Source organism: Peribacillus sp. TH14 (assembly GCF_016651145.1).
Classification (GTDB): domain Bacteria; phylum Bacillota; class Bacilli; order Bacillales; family DSM-1321; genus Peribacillus; species Peribacillus butanolivorans.
Genome location: NZ_JAEKEK010000001.1, coordinates 2,524,720 through 2,551,216, shown reverse-complemented (window position 1 = coordinate 2,551,216; position 26,497 = coordinate 2,524,720). Strand labels below are relative to the sequence as shown.

The following is a 26,497-nucleotide window of genomic DNA, read 5'->3' as shown; positions in this document are numbered from 1 at the left end:
TTAACATGAAAATAATCTCTCTTTGCCCAAGCAATACAGAGCTTTGCACATATTTGGGTATTGAAGAACAGCTGATTGCAATTGATGACTATTCAGATTGGCCTGAATCCATTCAGCATCTGCCAAAAGTCGGTCCGGATTTGTCGATAAATATCGAACTCGTAGAATCATTAAAGCCTGATTTGGTGCTGGCTTCACTGAGTGTACCTGGCATGGAAAAAAATATTGAAGGACTAAAGGAAAGAAATCTCCCTTATATTATTTTCAACCCGCAATCGCTTGAAGATATCGCCCAGGACTTGCTGACACTTGGCAAGGCCATTCACGCTAAGGATATAGCAGAGGAACAGGCTGCCAAATTCCGGGCGACTATCTTGCAATATAAAACGATTGCCGACAAAATCGAAACAAAGCCATCCCTATATTGGGAATGGTGGCCTAATCCCCTATTCAGCCCTGGGGGGGTTAACTGGTTAACGGAGATCAGCCGACTGGCCGGTGGGTATAATCTTTTTGAAGAGATAGATATGGCAAGTATTCAGGTTCCTTCCGAAGAGGTCCAAACAAAGAATCCTGATCATATTTGTTTAGCCTGGGTCGGTGTTCCTTTACGAAAAGTAAAACCTGAGCTGGTCAAGAAACGGAAAGGGTGGGCAGAGATAAAGGCTGTCCGAGATAATAACATTCATATTATGGAGGAACCTTTATTCTGCAGGCCTTCTCCTCGTTTACTAGATGGATTGTCAAAGCTGGCTATGACTCTTCACCCTGAGGCCTACAGCGGCATTAGGTAAGTCAATAAAGCATCTGCTATAACAAAAATTACATCAAAAAAGGCTGACTCCCAAGTTGAGTCAACCTTTTTTTAAACTCCAGATTTCCGTCGATTGGAATTTTAATAGTCATCTAGTTAGCTTTTAAAAGGCAAAGGAAGAAACCTTTTTGTTTAATGCCTTTTCGGCAATTTTATGCTTAAAAACCTGCCTAACTTTGGTTTCATTCAACTTGTTTAATTGTTCTTCTGATAAATTTCCATTCCCTTTTTGCACAATATATACTTCTAGGGTTTTCTTTCCCCAGTTTTCATACACATCTTGTACCGTTTCGTAGTATAGATCGAGGTGATTTCCTTTAATCGCTCCACCCTTATCTGCTACTACTCCAAACCCATAACCAGGTATCCAAAGGATGGTGCCTAGCGGAAAAACAGTAAGATCAGCAGCAATGGTGGAAAACAAATCCCTCTTCACCTTCACCCCTGAATATGTAATCCCATAAGATGGGCTTTCCGGATACTTTCCTGTCGACTCATACCCTGCTGTATATCCTGTTGCCAAAACCTCATGCTTAGGATATTTAGAGAGCTCGATTGCCTCTTCAATAGTTGCTGGACTATTGCTCATTGAAGCGGAGGCCGCTAGTTTTGTGACATGGCTCCCTCTATGTACGGCTTTATATTCGAGACCAATCATTCGATTTTGTCTCACAGCATCCTCTAAAGGGTGAACTTCTGACGATGCTCCAAAAGCATGATTTAAGGTTGATTCAATAGCTAAGATAAATAATATGATGATAGCAACCCTCAAAAATAATGTCTTTAAAATCTTCATGTATATTTGTTTCACTCCTCTCACAAGGATATTTGTTCCCTTTCCCTAGTGAAAGTATTCATAAAACATAAAAAAAGACTGCCGATAAATGACAGTCCTTCATATTTAAAACATTTGATATCCTTTATTTCTTAAAGTCTTAATAACGACTCCAGCTAAAACCGCTCCAAGTAATCCACTTGATAAAATTATAATATCCGCAGTATGCAAGGAAGTAAGGTTCGTCCCAAGTCGCGAAAAAGATTTCCCCGGATTTCTGAAATATTCGATTAGCTTAGTTTCATTAACAATGATGATGAAAACGATTGGAAATAAGATGACCATGATCCATGAAGAACGAAAGAGCATATTAAGCAAAAAGCCTATACCAAAAAATAATATAAAAAATAAGAGTATTGAGATAATTAAAACAGGCAATGGCATGTTATTCTAGACCCTCCTTTAAAGCAACACTTTTAGTTTACTGAAAACATAATTGGTACGTCAACGACTTAATACCAAATAATACCGAACAAACGATAATTAACCAAATCACATAAATAATTTATACGATGTATATCCAAATTGATTTCCCGGGTTTAACCCGTCCAGCATAGTCTGCATTCTTTCCTTTTTAAAGGCTAATAGTTGTTCTAATAATAAAGATTGCTTGCCTTCCTGTATGAGTAAATCAGGATCATAAAATTTAGCTTCATACAATTCATCCAATTGAGCGGTCACTTCAAAACTAAGCGGCTTAAGTAAAAACACTAACATATTATCACTTATTTCCCCTTTAATGACCCCGCTTCTTACACCTACCATGCCTTCGATTTCTGTATGAATGCCTGTCTCCTCTAACACTTCTCTTATGACAGCTTCATCAACTGTTTCATCATTTTTGACAAAACCGGCAGGAAGAGACCACTGCCCCTTCAACCCGCCGTAACGTTTGTTGACGACCAGCCATTCACCCGTATCGGATATCACAAGACCAGACACAGCCAGCCAAACATTTTTGCAGCGTTCCACCAAATCCCACTTCCCTCTATTTAATTTCCACTATTAGTAGTGTAAACCCATTTTTCCCATAAAACCACAGAGAACGTACAATATTGAGACAGATACTATCCGTTCATTCAAGGGTTTGACTTAATCAATTTATTAGCATCTATTTGGGATGAATTTCAATAATATGTCTGTAACGTACAAAACTTTATCAATCTAATCTTATACCAATACTTATTTTTCATTGTGTTCCACATCTGAATGGCACATACTCCTCATCTCTCACAGAGTGAGTATCATTATTTCAAGAACACATACTTGCTAAAGATTGAGATGTTTCCATATAATAAAAAAAAGCCATTCAGGGAAAATCCCCAAACGGCTTTCGGAATATATTTTAAAATTAAAGGACGTTGAATTTACCCTTTTTAGCAACTAGGGAGGCTCCACCAATCATTAATAACGCTCTATTATCAACCATTTTCTTCATAAATGAAGCGGTTTTCCCTGTAACTTTCTTGCCGAATACAACGCCAATCGCATTGTCATCACCAAGTGAACATACAGTTCCTTTGTTTTCGAATGTGAAAGTCTCAAGGTCACTTTGGTTACGTACTAATTTAGTGAGGTTTTTCGCAATAACTTCACCTTGTTGCATAGCGATTTGTGCAGTAGGAGGATATGGACGATTAATTTCTTCGTTGATGATTAATGCACAGTCACCTACAATGAAGATATCGTCATGACCTGGTGCACGCATATCAAGGTTTACTTTAATACGTCCGCGCATTGCTTCAAAGCCAGAAGCTTCAATAACTGAGCTACCACGTACGCCTGCTGCCCATACTACAGTTCCTGCTTTGATTTCTTCTACTTCATCTTCGCCTTTTGCAACGATAATACCTTCAGGAGTAGCACCTTTAATCGGAGTACCGATTTTGAATTCCACACCTTTTTTCTCAAGGTAAGACACAGCATAGTCCACTAATTCTGGATCGAAACCCGGAAGAACAGCTGGTGCTGCTTCTACACAGTACATACGAACTTTTTGGAAATCGATATCGTATTCTTTACAAAGTTCAGGGACACGGTTAGCTAATTCTCCAAGGAATTCGATACCCGTAAATCCTGCTCCACCAACAACGATTGTTAAGCGATCTTCATTTTTCTCAACTTCTGAGCTGTAAGTAGCAAATTGCAATTGAATATGATCACGGATTTCACGTGCAGTGTTTACGTTAGAGATAGAGAAAGCATATTCTTTTAACCCTTGAATTCCGAAAGTTTCAGATTCTGGTCCAAGTCCTACCACAAGGAAATCATAAGAAACTTCGCCGTTTTCAAGAATAACTTTTTTATCTTCTGTTTTAACTTCTAAAACAGAGTCTTGGATGAATTTAACTTTACTGCTGTTGATTACACTTTTGATTGGGTAACGCACACGATCGTGGTGAAGAGTTCCAGCGGATGCTTCATGTAGCCAGGTTGTTTCATAGTGGTAATCATTTTTGTTAACTAATACGATTTCTGCTTCATTTTGACCTAATGCTTTTTGTAAACGAGTAACGGTCATTAATCCACCATAACCTGCTCCTAAAACAACGATAGTTGGCTTTTTCAAAAGTATTCGTCCACCTTTACGATATTTTCTTGTGATGCTTCCCATAACTAAAATCTATTGACTATCCTATAATTTCCATTATAAAAAGCACTCTTATACATTTGTGACTTATTTCACGTACTATTTCAAAATTGTCATAAAAAGTTCATAAAAATTTTACAAAATGATGTCTAAGTAAATATTAGTCGTTTTCCTATCCTTTTTCAAGTAACAATCTGAATTTTTTCTTAATTAAAATACAGATAAAAAATGACACTAATTACTTAGTGGTTATGCAGTATTTTACTACTCTTTTTATAGCAGAAAGAGCACTTTTACCTACTTGACATAGGATAGCGAAGTACATTCTCATTCTATTTATTTAGCATGCCTCTCTTATTGTCGGAACTTTCTTACTTTTTGAATCTTTCTCCGTTTTTTAAAACTTTATCTATGGTAAAATAAGAGAATAAATTTTAGCAAACCTAGTATATCGGAGGGATAACGTTGGAAGTTAATGAAAAAGTTTATGATATTACCATCATTGGCGGAGGCCCAGTCGGACTATTTACTGCATTTTATGGTGGCATGAGACAAGCATCCGTGAAAATCATTGAGAGTCTCCCACAATTAGGCGGGCAATTATCAGCCCTTTATCCTGAGAAATACATTTATGATATCGCAGGTTTCCCTAAAGTACGCGCTCAGGAATTAGTCAATAATTTGAAAGAGCAAATGGCAAAATTTGAACAAACTGTAGTCTTAGAACAATCCGTTAAAGAAGTAGAAAAGCAAGCCGATGGCGTATTCAAGCTAACGACTGATAAAGAAATTCATTATTCTAAAACCATTATTATTACAGCTGGGAATGGAGCATTCCAACCGCGCCGCATCGAAATTGAAGATGCAAAAAAATACGAGAGCAACAACCTGCACTATTTCATCGATGACCTTAATCATTTTGAAGGCAAAAAAGTGGTGGTCTTCGGAGGCGGGGATTCAGCAGTCGACTGGGCACTAATGCTTGAGCCTATCGCTGAGAAGGTAAGTATCGTTCACAGAAGAGATAAGTTCCGTGCCCACGAACATAGTGTAGAAAATCTTAAAAATTCAAAAGTTGAAATAAAAACCCCTTACATACCTGCAGAATTGATTGGTATTGAAAATCAAATCCATACAGTGGTCCTTAAGGATACAAATGGTGAAGATACAGAAACTTTAGAAGTAGATGCAGTTATTGTCAACTACGGTTTCGTTTCTTCTCTGGGTCCCATTAAAGAATGGGGACTTGATATTCAGAAAAATAGCATCTTAGTGAACTCCAGAATGGAAACAAACATCCCCGGAATCTATGCTGCAGGAGATATTGCAACCTATGACGGCAAAGTCAAATTAATTGCAAGTGGTTTTGGCGAGGCTCCAACCGCTGTTAATCACGCTAAGCAATATATTGATCCAAAAGCAAAAGTCCAGCCTATGCACAGCTCCTCTATGTTTTAATAAACAAACTTTCAATACAACGCATGAACCGGCATAATCAAAGCCGGTTTTTTTATTGTCCCCATTTTCCTACTGTGGATAACTATTTTTTTTATGAATTATCCACAGTATTAACCATGTTTTATAACGGGTAGAGAATATTAGTAAAACAGAAAAAAAGAATGCACATATGAATATTTTAATTGCAGGAGCTGATGGAACAACTGGAAAGCATATATTATTGAAGAATTATTGAAGAATTTTCAAAAAATCCACAACTTACAGTGTATGGCATGATCCGGAAAGAAGAACAAGCTCGGACACCCTATACTTGCAGATTTAGGGGGTAATGTGGATAAAACAGTGGATAACATGAAAGCGATCATATTTTCAGCCGGACCCGGACCAAAAACAGGACCCGTTAAAACGACAGCTGTGGATAAGAATAGAGCAATTAAACTAATTGATGCTGCTAAGATGAACGGTATCGATCGTTTTGTAATGATAAGCTCTGATGGTTCTGATAATCCACAACAAGCTCAAGAAACACTTCGCCACTATCTCGAAGCAAAACATGATGCGGATGAACATTTAAAAGCAAGTGGAATGACTTACACCATTGTCCGTCAGTAGCATTGACCAATGACAAAGCTGTGGGCAAAATCACAGCTGAGGAAAAAGTCGACCATCCCCACAAATCAATTCCAAGAGCCGACGTTGCTACAGTTCTTGCTCATTCTGTCACATAGGAAAAAACATTTAATAACACATTTGAGATTTCCAGCGGCAGCCTTCCAATCAAGGAAGCTCTGCACAATATATAAAGTATCGCTTAATTAATAAGCATTAAAAAGGTGAGCACTTTAAAAAGTGCTCACCTTTTTTTCAACAATCAAGATTTTTTAGCAATTCTCCGGTGTACCAGCGTTCTTTGCTGTTTTGAAAGAAGACCCACAACCGCATGACGCGATAGCATTTGGGTTTTCAATTGTAAACCCTCCACCCATCATCGTTTGTTTATAATCAATCACTGTTCCATTCAATATATCTGCATCCTCGTTATCCACAAGGATCTTAATTTCAAACTGTTCCAGCTGGTCATCTTTCTCTCCGGGCTCTTGTTCGAAGCCCATTCCGTAGGATAATCCACTGCAGCCTCCGCCTTTAACAGCCACTCTTAAAAAGGAACCTTCTTCACCATTTTGCTTCATCATTTCTTTTATCTGAAAAGCAGCAGCTTCCGTTATTTGAACAACTTCACTCACAATAAATCCCTCCTTCTTCTGATATGTGAGATAGACTATTTCTCCTTATATTATATACCAAAGAATTTCACCCGCTCAATTTTCCAGCTCGAAAAAATTAATCTTCCATCTCCTATTGTACCAACATTTTATAAAAATTAGGTTATATTAAGGTGTATAGATATAATGAACCAAGCAAATAGTCTTACTCTTAAAAAGGGGGAATCTTTATCGAAGATTTAAGGCCTCTATATGACAAAAGCATGGAATGTCTTCTGTACCTATTTTATAACAAGCAAAAAGACTACCCCAAAAGGAACAGCCTTTTTGATTGTTATTGATGATTAAAACATTTGATACTCATCAATAAACTTATATATTTTTTCTACCAGTTCATCCGTTGTATCCCCAAAAATTACTTCACCATTTACAAGTGCGTATAAGTTACTGGAACATCTACCACAATGACCCAGACAACCATATTCAATAATATCTAAATTAGGATCGCGTTCTAATCTTTCCAAAGCCTCTTGAGCACCACTGGCTAGATTGCTTACACAAAATTCAATAATCGGATACATTGTTTCACCTCATCGTTATTAACAATACATCTTATTACATCTTCCATATACAGTCAATATTTACGCACAAAAAATAAGCCGATTTTAAGATACCAGTTGTGATTTCCCTTTATATTCGTTATACTTTTGTCGGGGTATGTAAAACAAGAAAATCATTTATTTATTTTTATTCTTATTAAATTGGGGCATATATATTTAATTAAATTTTAAAGGGATTCATTTGGGGGAATCCTATAGTAGGACATTTACTTTTACAAGTGAAATAATTAACAAATTTTTCAAGAGATCAAATAAAGGGGAAAAAAACATATGAAGAATTTAGTCATACTTGGTGGTGGCTATGGTGGTATGCGCATGTTGCAAAGATTGCTGCCTAATCAGCTTCCTGAAAATGTGAGCATCACGCTTATCGACCGTAATCCTTATCACTGCTTAAAAACGGAATATTATGCTTTAGCAGCAGGTACCATTCCTGATCAGCACATCCGTGTTGCATTTCCAGAACATCCTCGCTTGAAGAACGTATACGGAGAAGTACTTTCCATCGATATGGAAAATAAACAAGTTATTTTAGAAAATCAAGAGCCTGTTGTTTATGATGATTTAGTTATTGGCCTTGGCTGCGAAGATAAATACCACAATATTCCTGGTGCAGACACACATACTTATAGTATCCAAACCATTGATAAATCACGTCGCACATATTCAGCATTGAATAATTTAGGTGCTGGTGCAACTGTATCAATAATTGGTGGAGGACTTAGCGGTGTTGAGTTAGCCAGCGAATTGATTGAGAGTCGTTCTGATTTAAATGTTAAGCTATTTGACCGTGGACCACATATTCTATCTGCATTCCCAGAAAGACTAAGTACCTTTGTCGAATCTTGGTTTGATAAACATACAATTGAAATTATTCATCATTCTAATATAACCAAAGTTGAACCAAACCTTCTTTATAATGGCGATGAAGCCGTTCAAAGTGACGTCATCGTCTGGACAGCTGGCATTCAGCCAAGTAAAATAATCCGCGATATGGATATTGAAAAAGACGGTCAAGGTAGAGCAGTACTGACGCCTCAGCATTTCCTTCCATCTAATGATAGCATCTTTGTAGTCGGCGACTGTGCTAGCCTGCCGCATGCACCAAGTGCCCAATTAGCGGAATCACAAGCTGAACAAATCGTCCAAGTCCTTGTAAAAAAATGGGCAAATGAACCACTTCCAGAAAGCTTCCCTACCATGAAATTAAAAGGGACATTGGGCTCTCTTGGGAAGAAACAAGGTTTCGGTCTTGTTGCAAATCGTCCTATTACTGGAAGAGTAGCACGCCTGATGAAATCAGGAATTCTATGGATGTATAAATACCATAACGGTTGATTCAAGATTTCATAAACTGACCCAAGAAGTTGCGATAAGCTTCCAAACGGGTCAGTTTTTTTATTTTCCTTCCATTATATATCACTTAAACTTTATATCCGTATTTCCCCATCACTTCCACCACTTTTTTAAGACGCACATTTCCTTCTGCAACGATTTCATCCTCAATGATGATAAGCGGATAAAATAAATCTTCTTCAATCATCTTTGCTGCAAAGCTTTTTTGCTTAATATTTTCTGGAGGATTAAACATATCGATATACGAAATTTTAAAGTTCTGCTCAGGAAACTTTCTCGTTAAAGCAGCTTCTAGCCACTCACACGTATCTTTCGAAGAGGGAAGATTTACACAACTTGCACAAATCTGTTCCGCCCCATATACTTCTATCTCAATTTCTTTCTTTACCATACTCTTCCTCCTTTATTTTAGTTTTTTAGCTTCATTTCGATAACTTTTTAAAACCATTCACCTGTTCCTAGCTTACTTGAATAAGATAGATTATTTTTCCGCAAGCTACAGTTGGATTTTTTACTATCTTCGCATTATAATATGATTAGGAAAGGAGTCGATTGCAATGTCTGACCAAACAATGGAAGCCCAAGTTCAAGATGTTCTAGATAAGCTTCGTCCGTTTCTTCTTCGTGATGGCGGTGACTGTGAACTAGTTGACGTAGAAGATGGAATTGTAAAATTACGATTACTAGGAGCTTGCGGAAGCTGTCCAAGTTCGACCATTACGCTAAAAGCTGGGATTGAGCGTGCTCTTCTTGAAGAAGTTCCCGGTGTAGTGGAAGTAGAACAAGTTTTCTAATAGCCTTTATAATAACGTATAACGTATATTAGCTAGAGTATCACTTCAGCTAATATACGTTCAACCATTTTAGATACACACAGCCAAGAACCTTTTTTGCCTGTTATAGAAATAAAGCTGACTCCTCTTTCGGTCCTATCAATTGAATTGATACGGCTTTTGAAGGGGTCAGCTTTTTTTATAATTAAAGAGTAAGTATATGAAGCAGGTATGGCTCACGATTTAATAAAGTTCAATTCCTTCTTTTCTTCCTCTGATAAGATCACTGTATGGCTGCCATCGTTATCAATTTGCAACTCTTTCACTTGAAAGTCCGGAAAGATTTCTGTCAAACTTGAAATCACACTGCCTGCTTTTTCGGCAGAGACCAAGCACAGAACAGTGGGACCTGCACCACTTAGTGCAGTACCATACGCACCTTCATTAAGGACAACCTCTTCTATTTGTGCTAAATGAGGCACTAGCCCAGCCCTATATGGTTGATGAAAACGATCATTTTGCATCATTTTACCGACAAGATTCCAATCATTCGACAAGATTCCAGCAAGCAAAACATTGGCTGCCGCACTTCCGTTTATCGCTTCTTTATAGGGAAGCGAATTTGGAAGGACATTTCTTGAATCCTCTGTAAGCAATTCAAAATCAGGAATGACTGCAATTACCTTAACGCCCTCAATTGGAAACGAAAGGACATCAGTTCTTTCCTCTGTATGCAATCCTACAACCAATCCACCGTAAACAGAGGCCCCTGCATTATCAGGGTGCCCTTCAAAGAGAGAGGCATGTCTATTCTTTTCCTCATCGGATAAATGGAGTTCACCTACCAGGTTTGCTAATTCAATACCTGCTACAATGGCAGATGCACTGCTTCCGAGGCCCCTGGCAAGTGGGATTTCACTTGAAACATAAAGGCGACATGGGGAAAGTTCTTTTCCATAAGAAGCTGCCGTTTTCTTGGCAATTTGAACAATATAATTACTATCATCCCCAGGGAAAACAGACATTTCCTCAGACAGCGGGATGACTTCCCAATGGTCTGATAAAGATCCGTGTACTTCTAAGTAAAGTCCTAGGGCCAGGCCGATTGAATCGAACCCTGGTCCTAAATTGGCCGTACTCGCTGGTACACGGATCAAGAACATCTCAGAATCTGCACTCATGCCTGCTTCACACCTTGCAGATGTTCTAAAATAATCCCTTCATCCATTGGCAGCAACGTTGGTTGAATGGTACTTGTATCAACTGCCACATTCGGATCTTTCAAGCCATTCCCTGTTAGCACCGCTACAATCTTGCTTCCCTTTTTAATTTCACCGCTTTTTAATTGTTTATAAATACCTGCAATAGATGCACATGATGCTGGTTCAGCAAATACTCCTTCTTTTTTCGCAAGGAAATGATAAGCTTCCAGTATTTCTTCGTCGGTCACCTCATCAATTTTACCGTTAGATTCGCTTGCTGCTTCCACAGCGAATTTCCAGCTTGCAGGGTTACCAATACGGATAGCTGTTGCAATTGTTTCAGGATTTTCAATAATAGTGTCCCGAACAATCGCAGCGGCGCCTTCCGCCTCGAACCCTCTCATTTCAGGGAGACCCGTTTGTTTCGTCTCATTATATTCTTTAAACCCTTTCCAGTAAGCAGTAATATTCCCTGCATTTCCAACTGGAAGCGCCAAAATATCAGGTGCCGTGCCTAGGGCGTCACAGATTTCGAACGCGGCCGTCTTCTGGCCTTCAATCCTAAATGGGTTTACCGAGTTCACAAGAGTAATTGGTGAACTCTCACTAAGTGAACGAACGATATTTAATGCTTGGTCAAAATTCCCTTCAATTGAGATAATCTCAGCTCCGTACATAACAGCTTGAGCAAGCTTACCCATTGCAATTTTCCCCTCTGGAATAACGACGATACAGCGTAGGTTAGCACGCGCTGCATAAGCTGCTGCAGCTGCTGATGTATTTCCAGTAGACGCACAGATGATTGTGTCACTGCCCGCCTCGATTGCTTTGGCAACAGCCATGACCATTCCGCGGTCTTTAAACGAACCCGTCGGATTCGCTCCTTCATATTTTACATGCAGGTCGATTCCCCACTCTTCAGATAAACGGTTTAGTTTAATTAAAGGTGTGTTTCCTTCTAATAGGGAAAGTGCAGGTGTATTTTCATTTACAGGTAAAAATTCTTTATATTCACTAATTAGTCCTTGCCAGCTCATTTGATGTTCTCTCCTTCAACTCGGTATGTGCTTTTGACTTCTCTTACCATATTGTAATCATGTAATTTCTGCTTTATTTGTTCAAATGCTGCCAAAGAAGCTGTATGTGTAACCAGTACGATTTCGGAAGATTCTTTTTCATCCAGCGGCAGTTGAAGGATTTTGTCGAATCCAACCCCATGCTCTGCAAATAAATTCGTGATTCTAGCTAAAACTCCCACTTCATCCTGTACATGCAACCGGATAAAGAACTTAGCAAAAATCTCTGTAGCATCTTTTAATTGTTTCGGGTACTGCGGTGAAACAGCACTTCGCCCATTTACACCTAGTCTCATATTCTTGATGACCGTTACCATATCTGAAACAACAGCAGTCGCGGTCGGCAGGCTACCAGCCCCTGGTCCGTAAAACATCGTTTCTCCTACAGCTTCCCCATAAACATATACCGCATTATATTCATTATTTACCGATGCTAATGGATGTGCTTCCGGAAGCAAGGCTGGTTGGACGCTTACTTCAACCCTATCTCCAGCTCTAGAAGCCACTCCAATCAATTTCATTGTATAGCCCAGCTTTTTACTGTATCTCAAATCCTCTTCAGAAATCTCAGTAATCCCCTGTACCTCAACATCATGTAAGCCAATATTCATTGAGAAACCAAGAGTCGATAGAATCGCCATTTTTCGGGCCGCATCCAATCCCCCTACATCAGCTGTTGGATCAGATTCTGCAAATCCTAGCTCTTGTGCTTCCTTTAATACGTCTTCATAGGCTCTGCCTTCTTTGCTCATTTTCGTTAAAATGAAGTTCGTCGTTCCATTGACAATTCCCATCATTTTTGTGATTCGGTCAGAAGATAATCCATCAACAAGACCTCGCAAAATCGGTATTCCCCCTGCAACACTTGCTTCATAGAACAAATCACACTGATTCTCAGTGGCCAATTCCAGCAGTTCCGGACCATATAAGGCCATCAGATCTTTATTAGCCGTTACGATATGCTTTTTATTGTTCAACGCTTCTATTAAATAGCTGCGTGTTTCTTCAATTCCGCCCATTACTTCAATAACTACATCAATCTCAGGATTCGAAAGAATATCCTCTGGATTGGAAGTTAACATACTTTTATCAATATCAACAAGGCGCTCCTTCGTCGTATCCTTGACAAGTATCTTATTAATTGATATTGAACAACCTACTTGATGCATGAGCTTGTCCTGATGACTTTCGATAATTTGTACGACTCCTGATCCGACTGTACCTAACCCCAATAATCCGATCGAGATGGTTTTCATATTTGGTTCCCCCTTAAGAACTGTTTACCTGAAGAAAACATTTGTATTTGTATAGTAGACATTATATGTTTTTTTTATTTAATTATCAATAGTTAGAAAATACAGTCTTCAAGATTTTTTTCTTCTATCCCTTGAAAGAGTAAGATCGAATACCCCTAAATTTTTTATGGGAGAACCATTTTGATGGATATTACTTAACGGATTTCAAGGATTCATTCGTCCCCATAATTATATGTGGGTTTTGCTCGGGATCCATCCATTTCAACAAACTTAGTACATTCTTTTCAGCAGTAGCCGTGCATCCCGCTGTCGGCTTAGTTTCTCCTCTCCATATATGAAGAAAGATTGCACTGCCTTTTCCTTTTTTGATGGGATTCATATTATAATTGATGACCGCTCCATATTTATAGAGTTCATGGTTCATCCTTTCAAAAGACTTCCATTTATCAGCAGGATTTCCCGTGTAAGTCCTCCACTTGTTATAATCCTTCGAGGTCTGATCATCAATCCAGTAATCATTTTTGGTTGTTTTCTTATATTTCATTTTCATATTTGCCGGCTTCGTTTCACTTCCAAAAGCCGTACCAAATGAATATATTCCAATAGGTGATTTTCCGTCGCCCTCTTTTTTACTCTTAGTAAAGCCGTTCTTCCCAATGACGCCCTCCATCTTCTTTAACGCACGTCGCCATTCGCCTTTTTTCTTCTCATATGTTTGAATTGTCACCTTGGTATCACTCATAGATTTTCCTGTGACAGCTACAACTTGGTTAACATTCTTTCTCGTATCAAATTTCTTCAGAATGGCTTTTTCACTGGAACTGAATACCTCTTTGGCATCTGTCATACTGATATATGCGGTCTTTTTTGAATAGCAAACCTTATACCAGTTTCCAGTTCTCCCACTGACTGATAACTCTTTATTTTTCTTATATGTTTTTAAGGTTTTACTGCCAGCCGACGCCTTTTCTTTCAAATCAGTTGTGCTCTTAATGACAATCTTGAATTGCGTTGCTTCACAACTTGTTTTCGTTTCAGCCTTGGCAGGTATCGATGCTTGGAAGACTAGTAGGAATAAAAGGGTAGCCATCATAATTCTTTTCATGGATTCATCCTTCCTCATCTTGAAGTAAAGTAAATAAATATCAAACTATTCTAAAAAATCTTGTTTTTATCATAACATAGTAAGCAAGGATGAATCATATTTCTTTCCAGTTTTTATCTAAATCCAGTCAATTTGAGGCAAATTATATTGCTTGACCGGGACTTCCGCCAATTCATAAAAATGTTTGAGGAAAGACTCATATTGTTGGGATGATTTCGTAATTGAAGATATCTTATCTTCCAGTTCATTGGATCTTGATTCCGTTGTTTTGGAAAAATACTCTTCGACTGTTTCAAAATAATGAATCGGAAACAGCATTCTCGAATATAACAACCGAGCAGAGAAACTCGAAAACTGCTCTACATTCTGATATTCATGAAAAAAATGCGCAATGCCTCGCTGATAAGTATGTTTGTTTTGAAAATAGTGTTCCCTCACCCATTCTGCCACATCCCTTGTTCCATGGTCGAATACCCAATCAAACGGATTTTTCATCCAATTATTGCTTTTCCAGGTATCATGTAAAAATCGTTCATAGCATACCGTTCCACTGTCGACAAGTTGTGGGGTATCATCAATTTCCGTGTCGACTAAATATTGAATCGCATTTTCACCTAATACCATATAATAGGGAAAGGTTTCTACAAATAATTTTTCAAACTGGTTATCCGGATGGGCGTTCAGCTTATCCTTCCAGATCATTTCTAATTGATCAATCCTTTGTTCCCAGAGCTCTTTCCATTTACCAATTCTTGAACATGTTCGAATCGTTTCATTAATATCTCTCCCACGCTGATGAAATCTCGCTAAACGCCGGCCCGGGTTGAAATTTTTCGGACCTTCCAATGCCTCATTAGCAAGGAGGATAAATAATTGCTCATCCGCTTCCGAAACATAACTGCCATGATTTGCAAGGACAAAGGCTGAAACATGACGATCTCCCTGTGAAATCAGATGCTGAGACATTTTATGACGTTCCACTAATTCCTCTTGTTCCACATTTTCTATTGGAACAATGCTGTAAAACATATTTCCAGAACGAAAGCTAGGAAACCGGCTATTGGCTTCCTCTCGCTCTACTTGTATACCGTAATTATTAAAAATGATTTCTTCTATCATAAAATTGCCCCTTTCATCAAATGGATAAAAATAGAAATATTTGGACATTATATACTTATATATATGTGGAATAACCCGTTTTCTGAATGATTATCGAAACCTTATTAGGAAATAAAAGCATGTTTCAGGATTTTCAGTTTTACCACAGTACTACTAGCGTTAGAACTATCCCTTAAAATATAGAGAAATGGGTGAAGACCATGGCTAATATTGAACAATCAATATCTGAACAAACGGCTCGAAGATGGCTAAGTGAACGGGGAGTGAAACTAGAGGATATTGCAGAGCTTGTCATGTATCTGCAAAAAAGCTACCATGAAAATCTTCAAATGTCTGATTGCCTTCACAATGTCGAACGGGTAATCTCTAAACGCGAGGTCCAAAATGCTATCTTAACCGGCATACAGTTGGATATTTTAGCTGAGAAAAAATTGCTTGAAGAGCCTCTACAAAGCATCATTGAAATAGATGAAGGACTATATGGAGTCGATGAGATATTAGCCTTATCGATTGTAAATGTGTATGGATCTATCGGTTTTACGAATTATGGATTTATCGACAAGCAAAAACCCGGTATCTTGAAATATTTAAACGATAAAAGCACAGGTAAGGTCCATACTTTTTTAGACGATATCGTCGGTGCTATTGCTGCTGCCGCATCAAGCCGACTTGCCCATCGAACTAAAAATGTTGAATAGTGGACACCACCTTTAAACAATCGGAGATAAATTTTTTCATCTCCACAAATTCCCCTTAATTTTGAATATATGCTGAAATTTTATGATACATCTAAATTCCAGTTCCATAAAAAAATCCAGGGCTGCTTTCGCAGGCCTGGATTTTTTTATTCGAAGTGCCATAGGTCGAGCGTGTCCACCACATATGTAGGCTGCTTCTCATATTGCTCTAAGCGTTCTTTTGTTGTTACACCTGTATGTACAAGTAATGTATCGATACCTGCGTTAAGGCCAGCCAAAATATCCGTATCATAATTGTCGCCGACCATGATTGTTTCTTCTTTTGGTACACCCAATACTCTTAGCGCCTGCTCTACTATGACGGATTCAGGTTTTCCAATGAATATCGGCTGTACCTGAGTAGAAACAGAGACAACGGACGTCAACGCGCCATTTCCCGGTAATAGACCCTGTTCAGTAGGGATGGCAATATCACCATTAGTTGAAATGAAAATGGCGCCATTTCTCACTGCAAGACAAGCTTTTGACAGTTTTTCGTAATTAACGCCACGGTCGATACCCATCACAAGAAAGTCAGGAGATTCATCAACAAGATTCATTCCCTTTTCCTTAAGAGCCTCGATAATGCCTTCTTCACCAACTACATAAACGGATGCATCTTCTTTTTGTTCAGCAATGTAATTCGCTGTAGCCATACTTGTCGTGAATACCTGGTCATCTTCAGTTGAAATACCAATGCTTCTTAATTTATCCGCTACCTGTGCCGGAGTCCGGGAAGAGTTATTGGTTACGAATAAATAAGGGATATCTCTTTTTCTTAGTTCATTAATAAAACCTGCTGCTTCTGCAATTTGTTCGGTTCCACGGTACATCGTGCCATCTAAATCAATTAAATATCCTTTGTACGATTTCATTTGAATTCCCCCTTACCTAACCAAACTAATTTTTAAAAGCTGAAACAGGACCCAATTCGTTTGTTAAATAGTTTCTTACCAAATCAGGGAATTGTTTAAATGCCTCTATGTTTTCCTCGAATACGGAAAGTAGTTCTTGATGGTTCACTTCAATGAAATCCTGAACTAGCATTTTTCTTAGCGGCAGCACCTTTTTAAATTGTATGGCGATAACTTCGGAAATGACTTTTTCATCATGAAGGATATCAATAATATCTTCGTAACTGCCTGGATCACGCATAATAAAACCATCAATTACTGCATTCCCTACATCCAACACAGAATCGATGGAAGTGTGTATGAGCCTTTCGACGATAAGCTCCGAAAGGTCTCCATCCCAATTATCTTGCCCTTCAAAAAGCCCAAGCTGTTTTTCAAGAAATCCTAAAATCTGTTCAATTTTTTGTCGGTCTACAAAGTACATTCTTTCCAGATCCTTTCTGATCTAAGATGACACATGAATTTTATCTACAATTGAAGGTCTAGCCTAGTAATAGCCCAGTACCAAATCAACCTTATACCTTGATAATACCATAGCTTCTCCAATACTCTCAATTCCTTGGGCTACAACTACTGACCCATTCTCTTTGGCAATCATGTAATTTGGTCATTTCATCAGAAATTTCATACTAAATACTCTCTCTAAAAAAGTAGTACCTCCATAGTACTCCAAAAATGTCTGTTCCCCTATTGCAGTCACTTTGTTATGATGGAACTACCAAAATGCAGATATGAAGGGGATGATAATGTGGAAGAACGTTTTTATTTATACAATGACGTGGTTGACTCCAAAACCCGGTTTATAAGTTTTATGGGTGAGGAATCAAGATTTGATTTGGCCATTACGACTACCGACCGCTTTTATGGCAAGAAGCTTGTATTAAACATGCAGAGTAACCGTTTCGCGATTATTGGACCGGATGATTTAGAAGAGGAAGGCTATCTTGAACATGCATTTCAGTTAACAGAAGCGGAAGCAGAGGAACTAAGTCACTTTTTAATGGAAATCGTATAAATGCTAAAGTTTTTTTCTTTAACGGGAAAACCTACTGAATGTACGATTACATGAGGAGGGTTTACCTTGGAAAAAGAAGAGGAAACATACCACGATTTCTCCAATGTTGAAAAGCAGCGGGATTTTTTACTTCCTGAAGAATTTCCCGAAGGACCTTTTGGATCCACAATAGCACAAGATGCCCCTGTCGAGAATAAAAGTACACCATGGCAGGAAGGACAACGATCTCAAAGTGCCTTTAATTTTGAAAATAAATCATTGCACGAAGACTTACCGCGCAAATATCCTGGTGCTCATCCGACACATGATGATCCGGAAAAGCCTGAACAGCCCCCTTATGAAGGATATGGAAGCTCTTAAAGTTAAAGGCCAGAATGCATTCTGGCCTTTTTTATTTCTTTATTTTTTTCACAACAAAATATGGACAGCCAAAATTGCAGTACTCATATAAATATTCGCTAAGCGTACTTATTTTTGTATCGAAGGTTGCTTTCTGATTAGAATCATCAAAAAATCCGCGCAGTCTCAATTGACCGTAACCCCAATCCCCTACGATAAAATCATACTTCGTTAAAATCTCACTGTATCTGGCTTTAAACGCTTCTTCGTTATAACCTTCTCTTTCGTCTTCGATTATTTCATAGGTCAGGTTATTGATGTTAATCATTCATTTCACCTCTCAAAAATACATTCCTTCTTTAAATTATAACTGATTCCCCATCAATTACTAAGCGAAAATTAGAGAAATATGTTCATCCTAAGGTTACAGGGGGTGTTTTTTAATGAAAAAAACAATAATAGCAGTAGGTTTAAGCTCAATTATTGCACTAACCGGCTGTGCTACTAATAAAGATAAAGAACAAGGTATGGGTCCCAACAATAATGCCGATAATCCTACAAATGTAAATAATCCAACTCAATATTATGACGAGGATTATCGTAATCATGACAACAAAAGTGATGATTTTGGTTTTACCCGGACCAATAAAACGACCATTAAGGGCCGTAACATTTCTAATAAAACAGCTACCGTTGACCGTGAACAATTGTCTGATATTATTTCAACACTAAGCGTTCAGCTTCCAAATGTCAATGATGCCGCTACCCTCGTAACTGATGAGGAAGTTCTTGTCGTATATGATACAAATACCAAGAATCGAACCGACACCGCGGATCAAGTGAAGCGTACGGCAATGTCTATCGTCCCTCGCTACTATCATGTTTATGTCAGTGATGATCCAACACTTGCCCAAAATGTCGAAAACTTCGCAACTCTGCAGTCCGACAGCAAAGGTGTCGACTATACTATCGAAGAGACCATTAAACGCATGCTAAAGTCACCTCAAGGACACAAAATGAGTGATGTGGAAAACGAGAACGGTGAAATGGTTAACGATAAAAGTGATCATCATGATAACATCCAACAAAAAACGGACAATTTTTAATTATCTAATTTACTGATTAAGTAAATGAATAAAAGGAAAGGACCGAATATTTTCGGTCCTTATTTCTTTCTATTTCAATAATTCTTCACCTTTAATTTGCTTATGTTTTGCTGCGGCATTAACCTGTTCATCTGCATGATAAGAAGAACGGACAAGCGGACCGGATTCACAATGACTGAAGCCTTTTTCCAGTGCCCTCTCTTTCAATTCATTGAACTCTTCTGGTGTGTAGTATTTCAACACCTTTAAATGTTTTTTAGTCGGTTGTAGATACTGGCCGATCGTCATGATATCCACATTATTTGCCCTTAGGTCATCCATTGTTTCAAGGATTTCCTCCCTCGTTTCACCTAAGCCGACCATTAAACTCGACTTCGTTGGAATCTCAGGATACATCTCCTTGGCTCTTCTTAAAAGCTCCAAAGAACGTTCATATTTAGCTTGCGCCCGCACTCGGTCGGAAAGGCTTCTGACTGTCTCAATATTATGGTTCAGAATGTCAGGTTTAGCATCCATCAATATCTTGATATTATCATACACTCCGCCCATATCTGATGGTAATACCTCAATCGATGTAAATGGATTTTTGCGTCGGATAGCACGAACCGTTTCAGCGAAAACTTCAGCGCCACCATCCTTTAAATCATCACGGGCAACAGCCGTAATTACAACATGTTTTAAATTCATCAATACAACGGAATCTGCAACGCGTTCAGGTTCAGCCCAATCTAATTCGTTTGGACGTCCAGTTGTAACAGCACAAAAGCGGCACGCTCTTGTACAGATTTCACCTAAAATCATAAATGTGGCTGTTCGTCTAACTGCCCAGCATTCATGAATATTCGGACATTTTGCTTCTTCACAAACAGTATGCAGATTTTTCTCCCGCATCATATTTTTTAAACCAATGTAATTCTCATTGGTATTAAGCTTTATTTTTAACCAATCTGGTTTACGAAGAATTTCTTTATTTGTAGCAGACATGAAAATGTCACTCCATTCTATAGAAATTAACACACCCTACTTTAACAATAATAATACATTTAGACAAGTTATAGGGAGTTTCCCATCATTTATTTTTCATGTTTAAAGCTAAATCAGTAAAACTTATAAAAGATAGACAAACTGATGTCTTTATAAATACGGATAGCAATATGAAAGGAGCCTGCCCCGTTGAAAAAAGTATTCCTTTTTACCCTAGCTTGTTTGTGTTTTTTGAATACCCAAAGCCTAGTTGCAAATGCTGCTGACACCCCTGATCCTTATCCAGGGAGAATGGAGCTTTATAAAAACATGGAAACAACTCTCCAAATTCCTTGGTATTATCTAGCAGCAGCTGATCAATATGAGCATAGCCTGAGACTTGCCCGCAGGGACCTAGAGCCGGCAAAGGGCCTAATAGGGATTAATATTGAACCTTCTAAGTGGAGAGGGGCTCTTAATCCCAACTTAAATGATGTAAATCCGCTTACAATCACATTTTTTGATGGCTTAGGTCAAGATGGGAATGGTGACGGGAAAGCTGATATTACCAATGATACAGATCGTTTATATGCCTTTGCAAAACATCTTCTTAATTACGGAACTGACGAAGATAATATCCGGATCGGCCTCTGGAATTATTATAAACGAGATAAAACAGTTAGCATAATTATCGGCAACTCCATGATTTATAAAAAATATGACCGGCTGGATTTGCAGGAGAAAGCTTTCCCTGTTCCAGTAAGGACTCATTATACGTATTTAAATACATGGGGAAGTGCTCGTGGGTGGGGCGGCAGGAGAATCCATGAGGGAACTGATATTTTTGCAGACTATAGCCTTCCTGTACGGTCAACAAGCTATGGAATTGTTGAAATGAAAGGCTGGAATAAATTCGGAGGGTGGCGAATTGGTATTCGTGATTTAAATAATACGTATCATTACTTTGCCCATTTAAGTGGTTTTTCTGATGGATTAAAAGTCGGCCAAATCGTTGAGCCTGGCCAAATAATCGGTGGTGTCGGCAGTACGGGTTATGGTCCTCCAGGTACATCCGGTAAATTCCCCCCACATCTTCATTACGGAATGTACAAAGACAACGGAATAACAGAGTGGAGCTTCGACCCATACCCTTATTTAAAGATGTGGGAAAGGAAAGATTTAGCGAAAAAGCAAAAGTGAGCAGCGGGAAATTTTCCGCTGCTTTTTTTTGAAACGAACATAAACCCCTGAACTTTACGCATAAGTATTAGTAAAGGGGGCTAAAGCGTGTTCCGAAAAAGATTTCGCCCAAAAAAATTCCGAAAAAAGGGACCTCTTCCTACCCGAAAAGTATTTCTCTATTCTTTTATCCTTTTTATCATATCGAGCATCTCTACACTCTGGTATGTTGATAAAGCAATCGAACCCGTTATCATGAGCGTGGCTGAAAAAGAAATCACGCGTATTGCTACAGAAACGATTCATGAAGCTGTTGATGAGAATATATCAAAGGTTGATATGAAAGAAATGATCACTACCAGCAAAGGCGGTGAGGGGGCCCCTTCTTCTTACAGCTTCAATCCAACGATTTATAGTGAATTGAGATCCAACATTACTAAGGATATTCAAAATAAATTAGGAATCAAAAAAGGAAACCCTTTTACTGAAACCGGCAAAGCGAAACTCAGTGATGAACAATATAAAAGCGTTGTGTACTATATACCTCTTGGTGTAGTTACCGGAAATAACCTTCTTTCAAATTACGGACCTGAGATTCCTGTGAAAATGTCTGTCATTGGAAACGTTGAATCAGATTTAAAGACCAAACTGACCAACGCTGGTATCAATAACATTTATTATGAATTAACCGTTGATTTTAATGTCAATATTCAAATTGTCATCCCCTCACTATCTGAGGAAACTAAGGTGAGTCAGGAAGTAAAGGTTGGAGATATACTGATTAATGGTGACGTACCTAGTTATTACAGCAACGGAAGCGGCTCAGTCCCTCCGGCCATTATGAAGGATAGCAAGGAATAAAAAAACAGCTTAACCAGTAACAGGTTAGGCTGTTTCTTGTATGTTTAGGCATTTCCTAATCAGCAAGTGCAGGTTTTTCTTCAAATTCACTTCATAGGGCTCTACTACCTGTTCACCATTTTCCTCAAGGATTCGTATCATGGGACGGTCTCCTATTCCCTCATTTTGAGCAGTCACGACCCCTTTTCTCCCATCATTCAATTCAATAAATAGTCCATTTGGGTATATAGCAACCGCCCGGCGGAAAGCCTCAATGATCGTATTATCAAACTTCTTTCCTGCTCCCGCATAAAGAATTTCCAAGCCCTCATGCGGCATCATAGCCTTGCGGTAAACCCGGTTAGACGTAACGGCATCAAACACATCAGCCACGGCAATAATCTTACCGAAATAATGGATTTCATCCCCTTTGATACCACCGGGATAACCAGATCCATCTAATCTTTCGTGATGCTGATAAGCACAATTCGCAACTAGGAGTGATACAGTGTGTACATTTTTTATAAGTTGGAACCCATACTCGGCGTGCTTCTTGATTTGCTCAAACTCTTCTTCTGTTAACTTACCGGTTTTTCGTAAAGTATCCACAGGGACAAGTATTTTCCCGACATCATGCAAGATCGCTCCAAGCCCAAGAGCTTCTAGATTCTTTTTATTTATGTTCAATTCCATCCCAATTGCCAGTGTATATAAGGTCACATTAAAGGAATGAGTAAAAATATAATCATCATATGTATAAACATCAGCCAATAGAGTCAGTAACTCTTTATTCCTGTTCAACTCTTCCATGATGTTTCGAACTATTTGAGTGAACTTAACGTCGGCCTTCTCTATCGTAAACGAACCATCCAGCTTCATATTTTTTTTCAAGTCCAGAAAAGTGCTTTCTATCGTTAGAATAGCGTCTCGCCTTAATCCCCCAGCGATTGTAGGCGCAGGAATAATGTCATCCGTCCTTGAGTCTTGAATGTAGACAAAGGGAATATTAAGGAAAATCATTCGATTAATCATGTTCTGCGTTAATGTTAGGCCCTCAGCCAATAGGATATTACCCCGCTCATTATAGATGCTTTTACCGAGCTTGGCTCCTGGGGTGAGAGACTCTGTAATAGATAGCCTCATAATTATACTCCGTTTCCCCATTCAAGATTTGTAAATCCACGTTCATATTCCTTTATAAGGATTATCGGACAATATCTAGAAAAATCAATCTGTTATTGTACATATTTACAAAAAAAATATTGATTTATCTAGGTGAATTAAAAACAAGGCTCCCTCTAGATAAAGGAAAGCCCTCCTGATTAAATCATTTTCATTAATGCCTTTTTTCCAATCATCCCTGGATGAATGCCCTTTTCCGCGGCCTCCCAGGTAACCGATTCAAGTGGTGCATCTAAAAGCTCTTCAATCGACTTAACACCGGTTGCCCTTCCTGCAAGGATTTTACGATTTTTCAATTTATCATTTAGTAGTCCGATATCTAGAGCACCGCACATTATATACCCTTTCTCGGACGCGACAGCAATCAAATTGGTTTTGGGCAGTTGGACAGAAATAGCTAGGAATGTATGATTTTCAAGTATTATTGGCATCATGTTAATCAATTGGTTTCGCCCCTTTCTTCCCCATACTTTATGAAAAAAAGGGAGAAACCGTGTTTATAGCCTATTCATTCGGATATACTTTTTTCAACTTCCATAATAGGATATCCCGTAAAAATTCCGGCAATAAGTAATCTTTTCGATTAGAGCGCTGGATACTTGGAAAGAAGTGCCCAAACGTGAACATATCCGGTATCGCAAGTTTATAGGACTTATGAGGCTGAAGCTTTTCCCCATTTATAAGAATCTCTTTTACTATTCCATTTGTAACTTCTTTAAATTCTATTTGATCATAATGCATGACTCCCATGATTTTCCCACGGAAACCGAACCCCTTTATCTGAATATGAGGCCACTCCTCATTTCTCGATTGCATTAAGATTTCCTTTAATTCATTACCGTTAACCTCAACGATGCATGGATTAATCGGGTGTGGACAGATTCGGTGAATATCTCCTTTTGTGACAGGTCCCTTTGGCAAACCATCAAGTAGAAGGCCTGCATTCAAAAAGGTACAATCTGCCTCACTCCACTCCCTTAAAGCCTCCCCAAGGATTTCAGTAAGCGGACTAACTTTAAACCATTCATTTTCCAAAGACTCGGGTAAGTTTACTGCGACTTGTTGAAGAGTCTCTCCTCCGGCCTGGTACATCTCTTCAATCCAAGATCGTTCATCCTCTAATTCTGGAAGATCGTTTGTATCATAGAGAATAGCCCTCTTTTTACAGACTTTCATTTCTTCATTGACGGACATTTCTACCTGTCCAATAAAAAAGCCATATTTCCCAGCACCACAAAGAAGCGTATTATTAACTAATTTGCCTTGATGAAGTATGTGATGGGTATGTGCACCAAGAATTACATCAATCTCGGGAAAGTCCTCTGCCATTCTTTCGTCATCATGAATGCCTAGGTGGGAAAGTATAATGATTGCATCTGCTTCACCTTTAATCTTATGTAGCTGTGTCTTTAATTCCGTAAATGGTTCGGTTAGTTCCCAACCCATTGCTGAATAAAACTTTTGAAAATAAGCAGTCAATCCTATCATGGCAATCTTTGTACCTTTTGCCGTCGTATGTATCCAATAAGGCAGCGCCCATTCCGGTCTTTCATTATTCTGGTTATAGATATTGGCTGCCAGCACTTGGAACTTTGCATTCTCATATAAGGAGTCTAACGCTTCATGCGGCAAAGTGATTCCTTCATTATTGCCGATTGTTACATATTGATAACCCGCTTCATTCAGCAGTTCAATATTTCCTTTCCCTAAAGTACCTTCTGTATATGGGTGCCAGCGATCAACATGATCTCCTATATCTAGTATGATCGCTTCTTCTCCCGTTTCTTGATGAAGTTGTCTTCTTTCTTTAAGAAACTTATCAATACGAGGCCAGTTTTCAAAATGACTATGAAGATCATTGGTGTGATATATATGAATGATTTCTGACATTTTTTCCTCCTCGTTATCCTGTAATACCTTGGTATATAAGACGTAGACCAATGATTATCAGCACAATTTTCAACATATTTTCGAGCGATGTACTTTTTAAGCGTGTATTAATAAATGCACCCAATTTTGCTCCAAACCAGGCTCCGGGAATAAGGGCAAAAGCATATGGCCAATTTACATTACCAAGCGAAATATGTGCAATCGAATTAGTAATGGAAGACAGAAACACCATGAACATCGACGTCGCTACAGCCATATGCGGCGGGAAGAAGAACATCAGTATCATTACTGGAACCATTAAGGAACCTCCGCCAATCCCAAATAAACCGGAACTGAATCCAACGACGAAAGCAATTAATATCGCTACCAGAGGGTAATATCCATAAGAAGATACTTGTCCATTTTTATTTTTATACGTTTTTACGACCTTCCCTGTTCCAGGTTTGAATACCATAGGCTTCAGGCGGCCTTTTACTAATAAAACCAAAGCCATTAATACCATGAAGATTCCAAAGTACAACGAAAAGGCTTCCACATCAAGTTTTTTATTAACATAGGCTCCAATTATTCCTCCAGGAGCACTGCCTATAAAGAAAATTAAGCCCGCCTTATAATCGACTACTTTATGCTTCATATAGGATAAAGTAGAAGATAACCCGGTAAAAATCATAATAACAGTTGAAACACCGACGGCGACTTGAGGTGTTAGTTCATCGATAATATCTGTCGATGTACCTAGAAACAAAAGGGAAGGTACTATGATTATGCCGCCACCCAGGCCAACGAGAGAGCCGATTGAGCCTGCTAATAACCCGATACCCACTAATACTAACCATACCATGAAGAAATCCGCCTTTATCTGTTTGTGGGCCTCGCGATCCCTTACTAGTTTGTCACATCAGCTA

Annotated in this window: 32 protein-coding genes; 12 read left to right on the top strand and 20 right to left on the bottom strand. The window is 38.6% G+C overall.

The features are described 5' to 3' along the window. Positions 1-5 precede the first annotated feature (5 nt). A complete protein-coding gene (locus JFU50_RS12320) occupies positions 6-794 on the top strand; it encodes a cobalamin-binding protein (RefSeq protein ID WP_053348722.1) in 789 nt (262 codons plus the stop codon). Positions 795-917: 123 nt separating this feature from the next. Here JFU50_RS12320 and JFU50_RS12315 read toward each other — a convergent pair whose 3' ends face one another. The 4 genes from JFU50_RS12315 to JFU50_RS12300 form a co-directional block, all read right to left on the bottom strand. Further along, positions 918-1,610, bottom strand: coding sequence for a 3D domain-containing protein (locus JFU50_RS12315; protein ID WP_201222733.1), 693 nt, complete (start codon positions 1,608-1,610; stop codon positions 918-920). A gap of 105 nt (positions 1,611-1,715) precedes the next feature. Continuing rightward, positions 1,716-2,033 (bottom strand): YuiB family protein, encoded by a 318-nt coding sequence (locus JFU50_RS12310; RefSeq protein WP_201222731.1) that lies wholly within the window; start codon positions 2,031-2,033, stop codon positions 1,716-1,718. Between the two features lie 108 nt (positions 2,034-2,141). Then, positions 2,142-2,621 (bottom strand): NUDIX domain-containing protein, encoded by a 480-nt coding sequence (locus JFU50_RS12305; RefSeq protein WP_176527503.1) that lies wholly within the window; start codon positions 2,619-2,621, stop codon positions 2,142-2,144. A 379-nt stretch (positions 2,622-3,000) separates the two neighbouring features. Next, the gene (locus JFU50_RS12300) at positions 3,001-4,218 is read right to left on the bottom strand and encodes an NAD(P)/FAD-dependent oxidoreductase (protein WP_201187196.1); all 1,218 of its coding nucleotides are present in this window, start codon (positions 4,216-4,218) and stop codon (positions 3,001-3,003) included. Positions 4,219-4,704: 486 nt separating this feature from the next. Here JFU50_RS12300 and JFU50_RS12295 point away from each other — a divergent pair, with 486 nt between their 5' ends. The 3 genes from JFU50_RS12295 to JFU50_RS30755 all read left to right on the top strand — a co-directional run bounded on the left by JFU50_RS12295 (position 4,705) and on the right by JFU50_RS30755 (position 6,425). Next, positions 4,705-5,697, top strand: a complete 993-nt coding sequence (locus JFU50_RS12295; protein ID WP_201187198.1) for an NAD(P)/FAD-dependent oxidoreductase — start codon at positions 4,705-4,707, stop codon at positions 5,695-5,697. Between the two features lie 330 nt (positions 5,698-6,027). Then, complete coding sequence (locus tag JFU50_RS12290; RefSeq protein ID WP_201187200.1) at positions 6,028-6,309, top strand: NAD(P)H-binding protein; 282 nt, start codon at positions 6,028-6,030, stop codon at positions 6,307-6,309. Between the two features lie 2 nt (positions 6,310-6,311). Further along, positions 6,312-6,425: an SDR family oxidoreductase gene (locus JFU50_RS30755; protein WP_242486073.1), complete on the top strand. Its 114-nt coding sequence runs from the start codon at positions 6,312-6,314 to the stop codon at positions 6,423-6,425. A gap of 153 nt (positions 6,426-6,578) precedes the next feature. Here JFU50_RS30755 and JFU50_RS12285 read toward each other — a convergent pair whose 3' ends face one another. Next, entirely contained in the window at positions 6,579-6,941 is a 363-nt protein-coding gene (locus JFU50_RS12285) for a HesB/IscA family protein (RefSeq protein WP_056524722.1), read from the bottom strand. Between the two features lie 323 nt (positions 6,942-7,264). Continuing rightward, a complete protein-coding gene (locus tag JFU50_RS12280) occupies positions 7,265-7,501 on the bottom strand; it encodes a YuzB family protein (protein WP_053348713.1) in 237 nt (78 codons plus the stop codon). A gap of 309 nt (positions 7,502-7,810) precedes the next feature. Between JFU50_RS12280 and JFU50_RS12275 the strand changes: the two genes are divergently transcribed. After that, positions 7,811-8,878, top strand: coding sequence for an NAD(P)/FAD-dependent oxidoreductase (locus JFU50_RS12275; protein ID WP_053348712.1), 1,068 nt, complete (start codon positions 7,811-7,813; stop codon positions 8,876-8,878). 85 nt (positions 8,879-8,963) lie between these two features. Here the strand turns inward: JFU50_RS12275 and JFU50_RS12270 are convergent, their stop codons facing one another. Continuing rightward, on the bottom strand, positions 8,964-9,287 hold the full coding sequence (locus tag JFU50_RS12270) for a YuzD family protein (RefSeq protein ID WP_201222729.1): 324 nt from the start codon (positions 9,285-9,287) through the stop codon (positions 8,964-8,966). Positions 9,288-9,453: 166 nt separating this feature from the next. Between JFU50_RS12270 and JFU50_RS12265 the strand changes: the two genes are divergently transcribed. Then, on the top strand, positions 9,454-9,690 hold the full coding sequence (locus tag JFU50_RS12265; protein WP_053348710.1) for a NifU family protein: 237 nt from the start codon (positions 9,454-9,456) through the stop codon (positions 9,688-9,690). Positions 9,691-9,905: 215 nt separating this feature from the next. Here the strand turns inward: JFU50_RS12265 and thrB are convergent, their stop codons facing one another. The 5 genes from thrB to yutH form a co-directional block, all read right to left on the bottom strand. Then, entirely contained in the window at positions 9,906-10,850 is a 945-nt protein-coding gene (gene thrB / locus JFU50_RS12260) for a homoserine kinase (protein WP_201222727.1), read from the bottom strand. Then, complete coding sequence (gene thrC / locus JFU50_RS12255; RefSeq protein WP_201222726.1) at positions 10,847-11,908, bottom strand: threonine synthase; 1,062 nt, start codon at positions 11,906-11,908, stop codon at positions 10,847-10,849. The genes thrB and thrC overlap by 4 nt, the downstream gene beginning before the upstream one ends. Further along, positions 11,905-13,203, bottom strand: coding sequence for a homoserine dehydrogenase (locus JFU50_RS12250; protein ID WP_057215288.1), 1,299 nt, complete (start codon positions 13,201-13,203; stop codon positions 11,905-11,907). The genes thrC and JFU50_RS12250 overlap by 4 nt, the downstream gene beginning before the upstream one ends. Before the next feature lie 190 nt (positions 13,204-13,393). Further along, the gene (locus JFU50_RS30750) at positions 13,394-14,308 is read right to left on the bottom strand and encodes a L,D-transpeptidase family protein (protein WP_242485362.1); all 915 of its coding nucleotides are present in this window, start codon (positions 14,306-14,308) and stop codon (positions 13,394-13,396) included. Between the two features lie 117 nt (positions 14,309-14,425). After that, positions 14,426-15,427, bottom strand: a complete 1,002-nt coding sequence (yutH, locus tag JFU50_RS12240; protein WP_056524703.1) for a spore coat putative kinase YutH — start codon at positions 15,425-15,427, stop codon at positions 14,426-14,428. 200 nt (positions 15,428-15,627) lie between these two features. Between yutH and JFU50_RS12235 the strand changes: the two genes are divergently transcribed. Next, on the top strand, positions 15,628-16,125 hold the full coding sequence (locus JFU50_RS12235; RefSeq protein WP_201187205.1) for a phosphatidylglycerophosphatase A family protein: 498 nt from the start codon (positions 15,628-15,630) through the stop codon (positions 16,123-16,125). 146 nt (positions 16,126-16,271) lie between these two features. Here the strand turns inward: JFU50_RS12235 and JFU50_RS12230 are convergent, their stop codons facing one another. Both JFU50_RS12230 and JFU50_RS12225 read right to left on the bottom strand, forming a co-directional pair. Then, on the bottom strand, positions 16,272-17,039 hold the full coding sequence (locus JFU50_RS12230) for a TIGR01457 family HAD-type hydrolase (protein WP_201187206.1): 768 nt from the start codon (positions 17,037-17,039) through the stop codon (positions 16,272-16,274). Between the two features lie 25 nt (positions 17,040-17,064). Next, on the bottom strand, positions 17,065-17,502 hold the full coding sequence (locus JFU50_RS12225) for a DUF86 domain-containing protein (RefSeq protein WP_201187207.1): 438 nt from the start codon (positions 17,500-17,502) through the stop codon (positions 17,065-17,067). A 324-nt stretch (positions 17,503-17,826) separates the two neighbouring features. On the opposite strand from JFU50_RS12225, the gene JFU50_RS12220 reads away from it, so the two are divergent. Both JFU50_RS12220 and JFU50_RS12215 read left to right on the top strand, forming a co-directional pair. Continuing rightward, positions 17,827-18,093, top strand: coding sequence for a DUF3055 domain-containing protein (locus JFU50_RS12220; RefSeq protein WP_053348702.1), 267 nt, complete (start codon positions 17,827-17,829; stop codon positions 18,091-18,093). 66 nt (positions 18,094-18,159) lie between these two features. Further along, entirely contained in the window at positions 18,160-18,453 is a 294-nt protein-coding gene (locus JFU50_RS12215; protein WP_053348701.1) for a hypothetical protein, read from the top strand. Positions 18,454-18,484: 31 nt separating this feature from the next. Here JFU50_RS12215 and JFU50_RS12210 read toward each other — a convergent pair whose 3' ends face one another. Next, a complete protein-coding gene (locus JFU50_RS12210; RefSeq protein WP_053348700.1) occupies positions 18,485-18,760 on the bottom strand; it encodes a YutD family protein in 276 nt (91 codons plus the stop codon). A gap of 115 nt (positions 18,761-18,875) precedes the next feature. On the opposite strand from JFU50_RS12210, the gene JFU50_RS12205 reads away from it, so the two are divergent. Then, on the top strand, positions 18,876-19,538 hold the full coding sequence (locus tag JFU50_RS12205; protein WP_201222725.1) for a YhcN/YlaJ family sporulation lipoprotein: 663 nt from the start codon (positions 18,876-18,878) through the stop codon (positions 19,536-19,538). A 69-nt stretch (positions 19,539-19,607) separates the two neighbouring features. Here JFU50_RS12205 and lipA read toward each other — a convergent pair whose 3' ends face one another. Continuing rightward, a complete protein-coding gene (lipA, locus tag JFU50_RS12200) occupies positions 19,608-20,522 on the bottom strand; it encodes a lipoyl synthase (protein ID WP_053348698.1) in 915 nt (304 codons plus the stop codon). A gap of 189 nt (positions 20,523-20,711) precedes the next feature. Here lipA and JFU50_RS12195 point away from each other — a divergent pair, with 189 nt between their 5' ends. After that, positions 20,712-21,701, top strand: coding sequence for a M23 family metallopeptidase (locus JFU50_RS12195; protein WP_056524686.1), 990 nt, complete (start codon positions 20,712-20,714; stop codon positions 21,699-21,701). A gap of 87 nt (positions 21,702-21,788) precedes the next feature. Beyond that, positions 21,789-22,541, top strand: coding sequence for a sporulation protein YunB (gene yunB / locus JFU50_RS12190; RefSeq protein ID WP_201222724.1), 753 nt, complete (start codon positions 21,789-21,791; stop codon positions 22,539-22,541). A 24-nt stretch (positions 22,542-22,565) separates the two neighbouring features. On the opposite strand, the gene JFU50_RS12185 is transcribed toward yunB, so the two are convergent. From JFU50_RS12185 to JFU50_RS12170, 4 genes are all read right to left on the bottom strand, one after another. Next, positions 22,566-23,663 carry an HD-GYP domain-containing protein gene (locus tag JFU50_RS12185; protein ID WP_201222723.1) on the bottom strand — a complete coding sequence of 366 codons (1,098 nt, stop codon included), beginning with the start codon at positions 23,661-23,663 and terminating at the stop codon, positions 22,566-22,568. A gap of 179 nt (positions 23,664-23,842) precedes the next feature. Then, positions 23,843-24,145 (bottom strand): YunC family protein, encoded by a 303-nt coding sequence (locus JFU50_RS12180; RefSeq protein WP_201187217.1) that lies wholly within the window; start codon positions 24,143-24,145, stop codon positions 23,843-23,845. Positions 24,146-24,206: 61 nt separating this feature from the next. After that, positions 24,207-25,592 carry a bifunctional metallophosphatase/5'-nucleotidase gene (locus JFU50_RS12175; protein WP_201187219.1) on the bottom strand — a complete coding sequence of 462 codons (1,386 nt, stop codon included), beginning with the start codon at positions 25,590-25,592 and terminating at the stop codon, positions 24,207-24,209. 13 nt (positions 25,593-25,605) lie between these two features. Next, complete coding sequence (locus JFU50_RS12170) at positions 25,606-26,433, bottom strand: sulfite exporter TauE/SafE family protein (RefSeq protein WP_201187221.1); 828 nt, start codon at positions 26,431-26,433, stop codon at positions 25,606-25,608. Positions 26,434-26,497 lie beyond the last annotated feature (64 nt).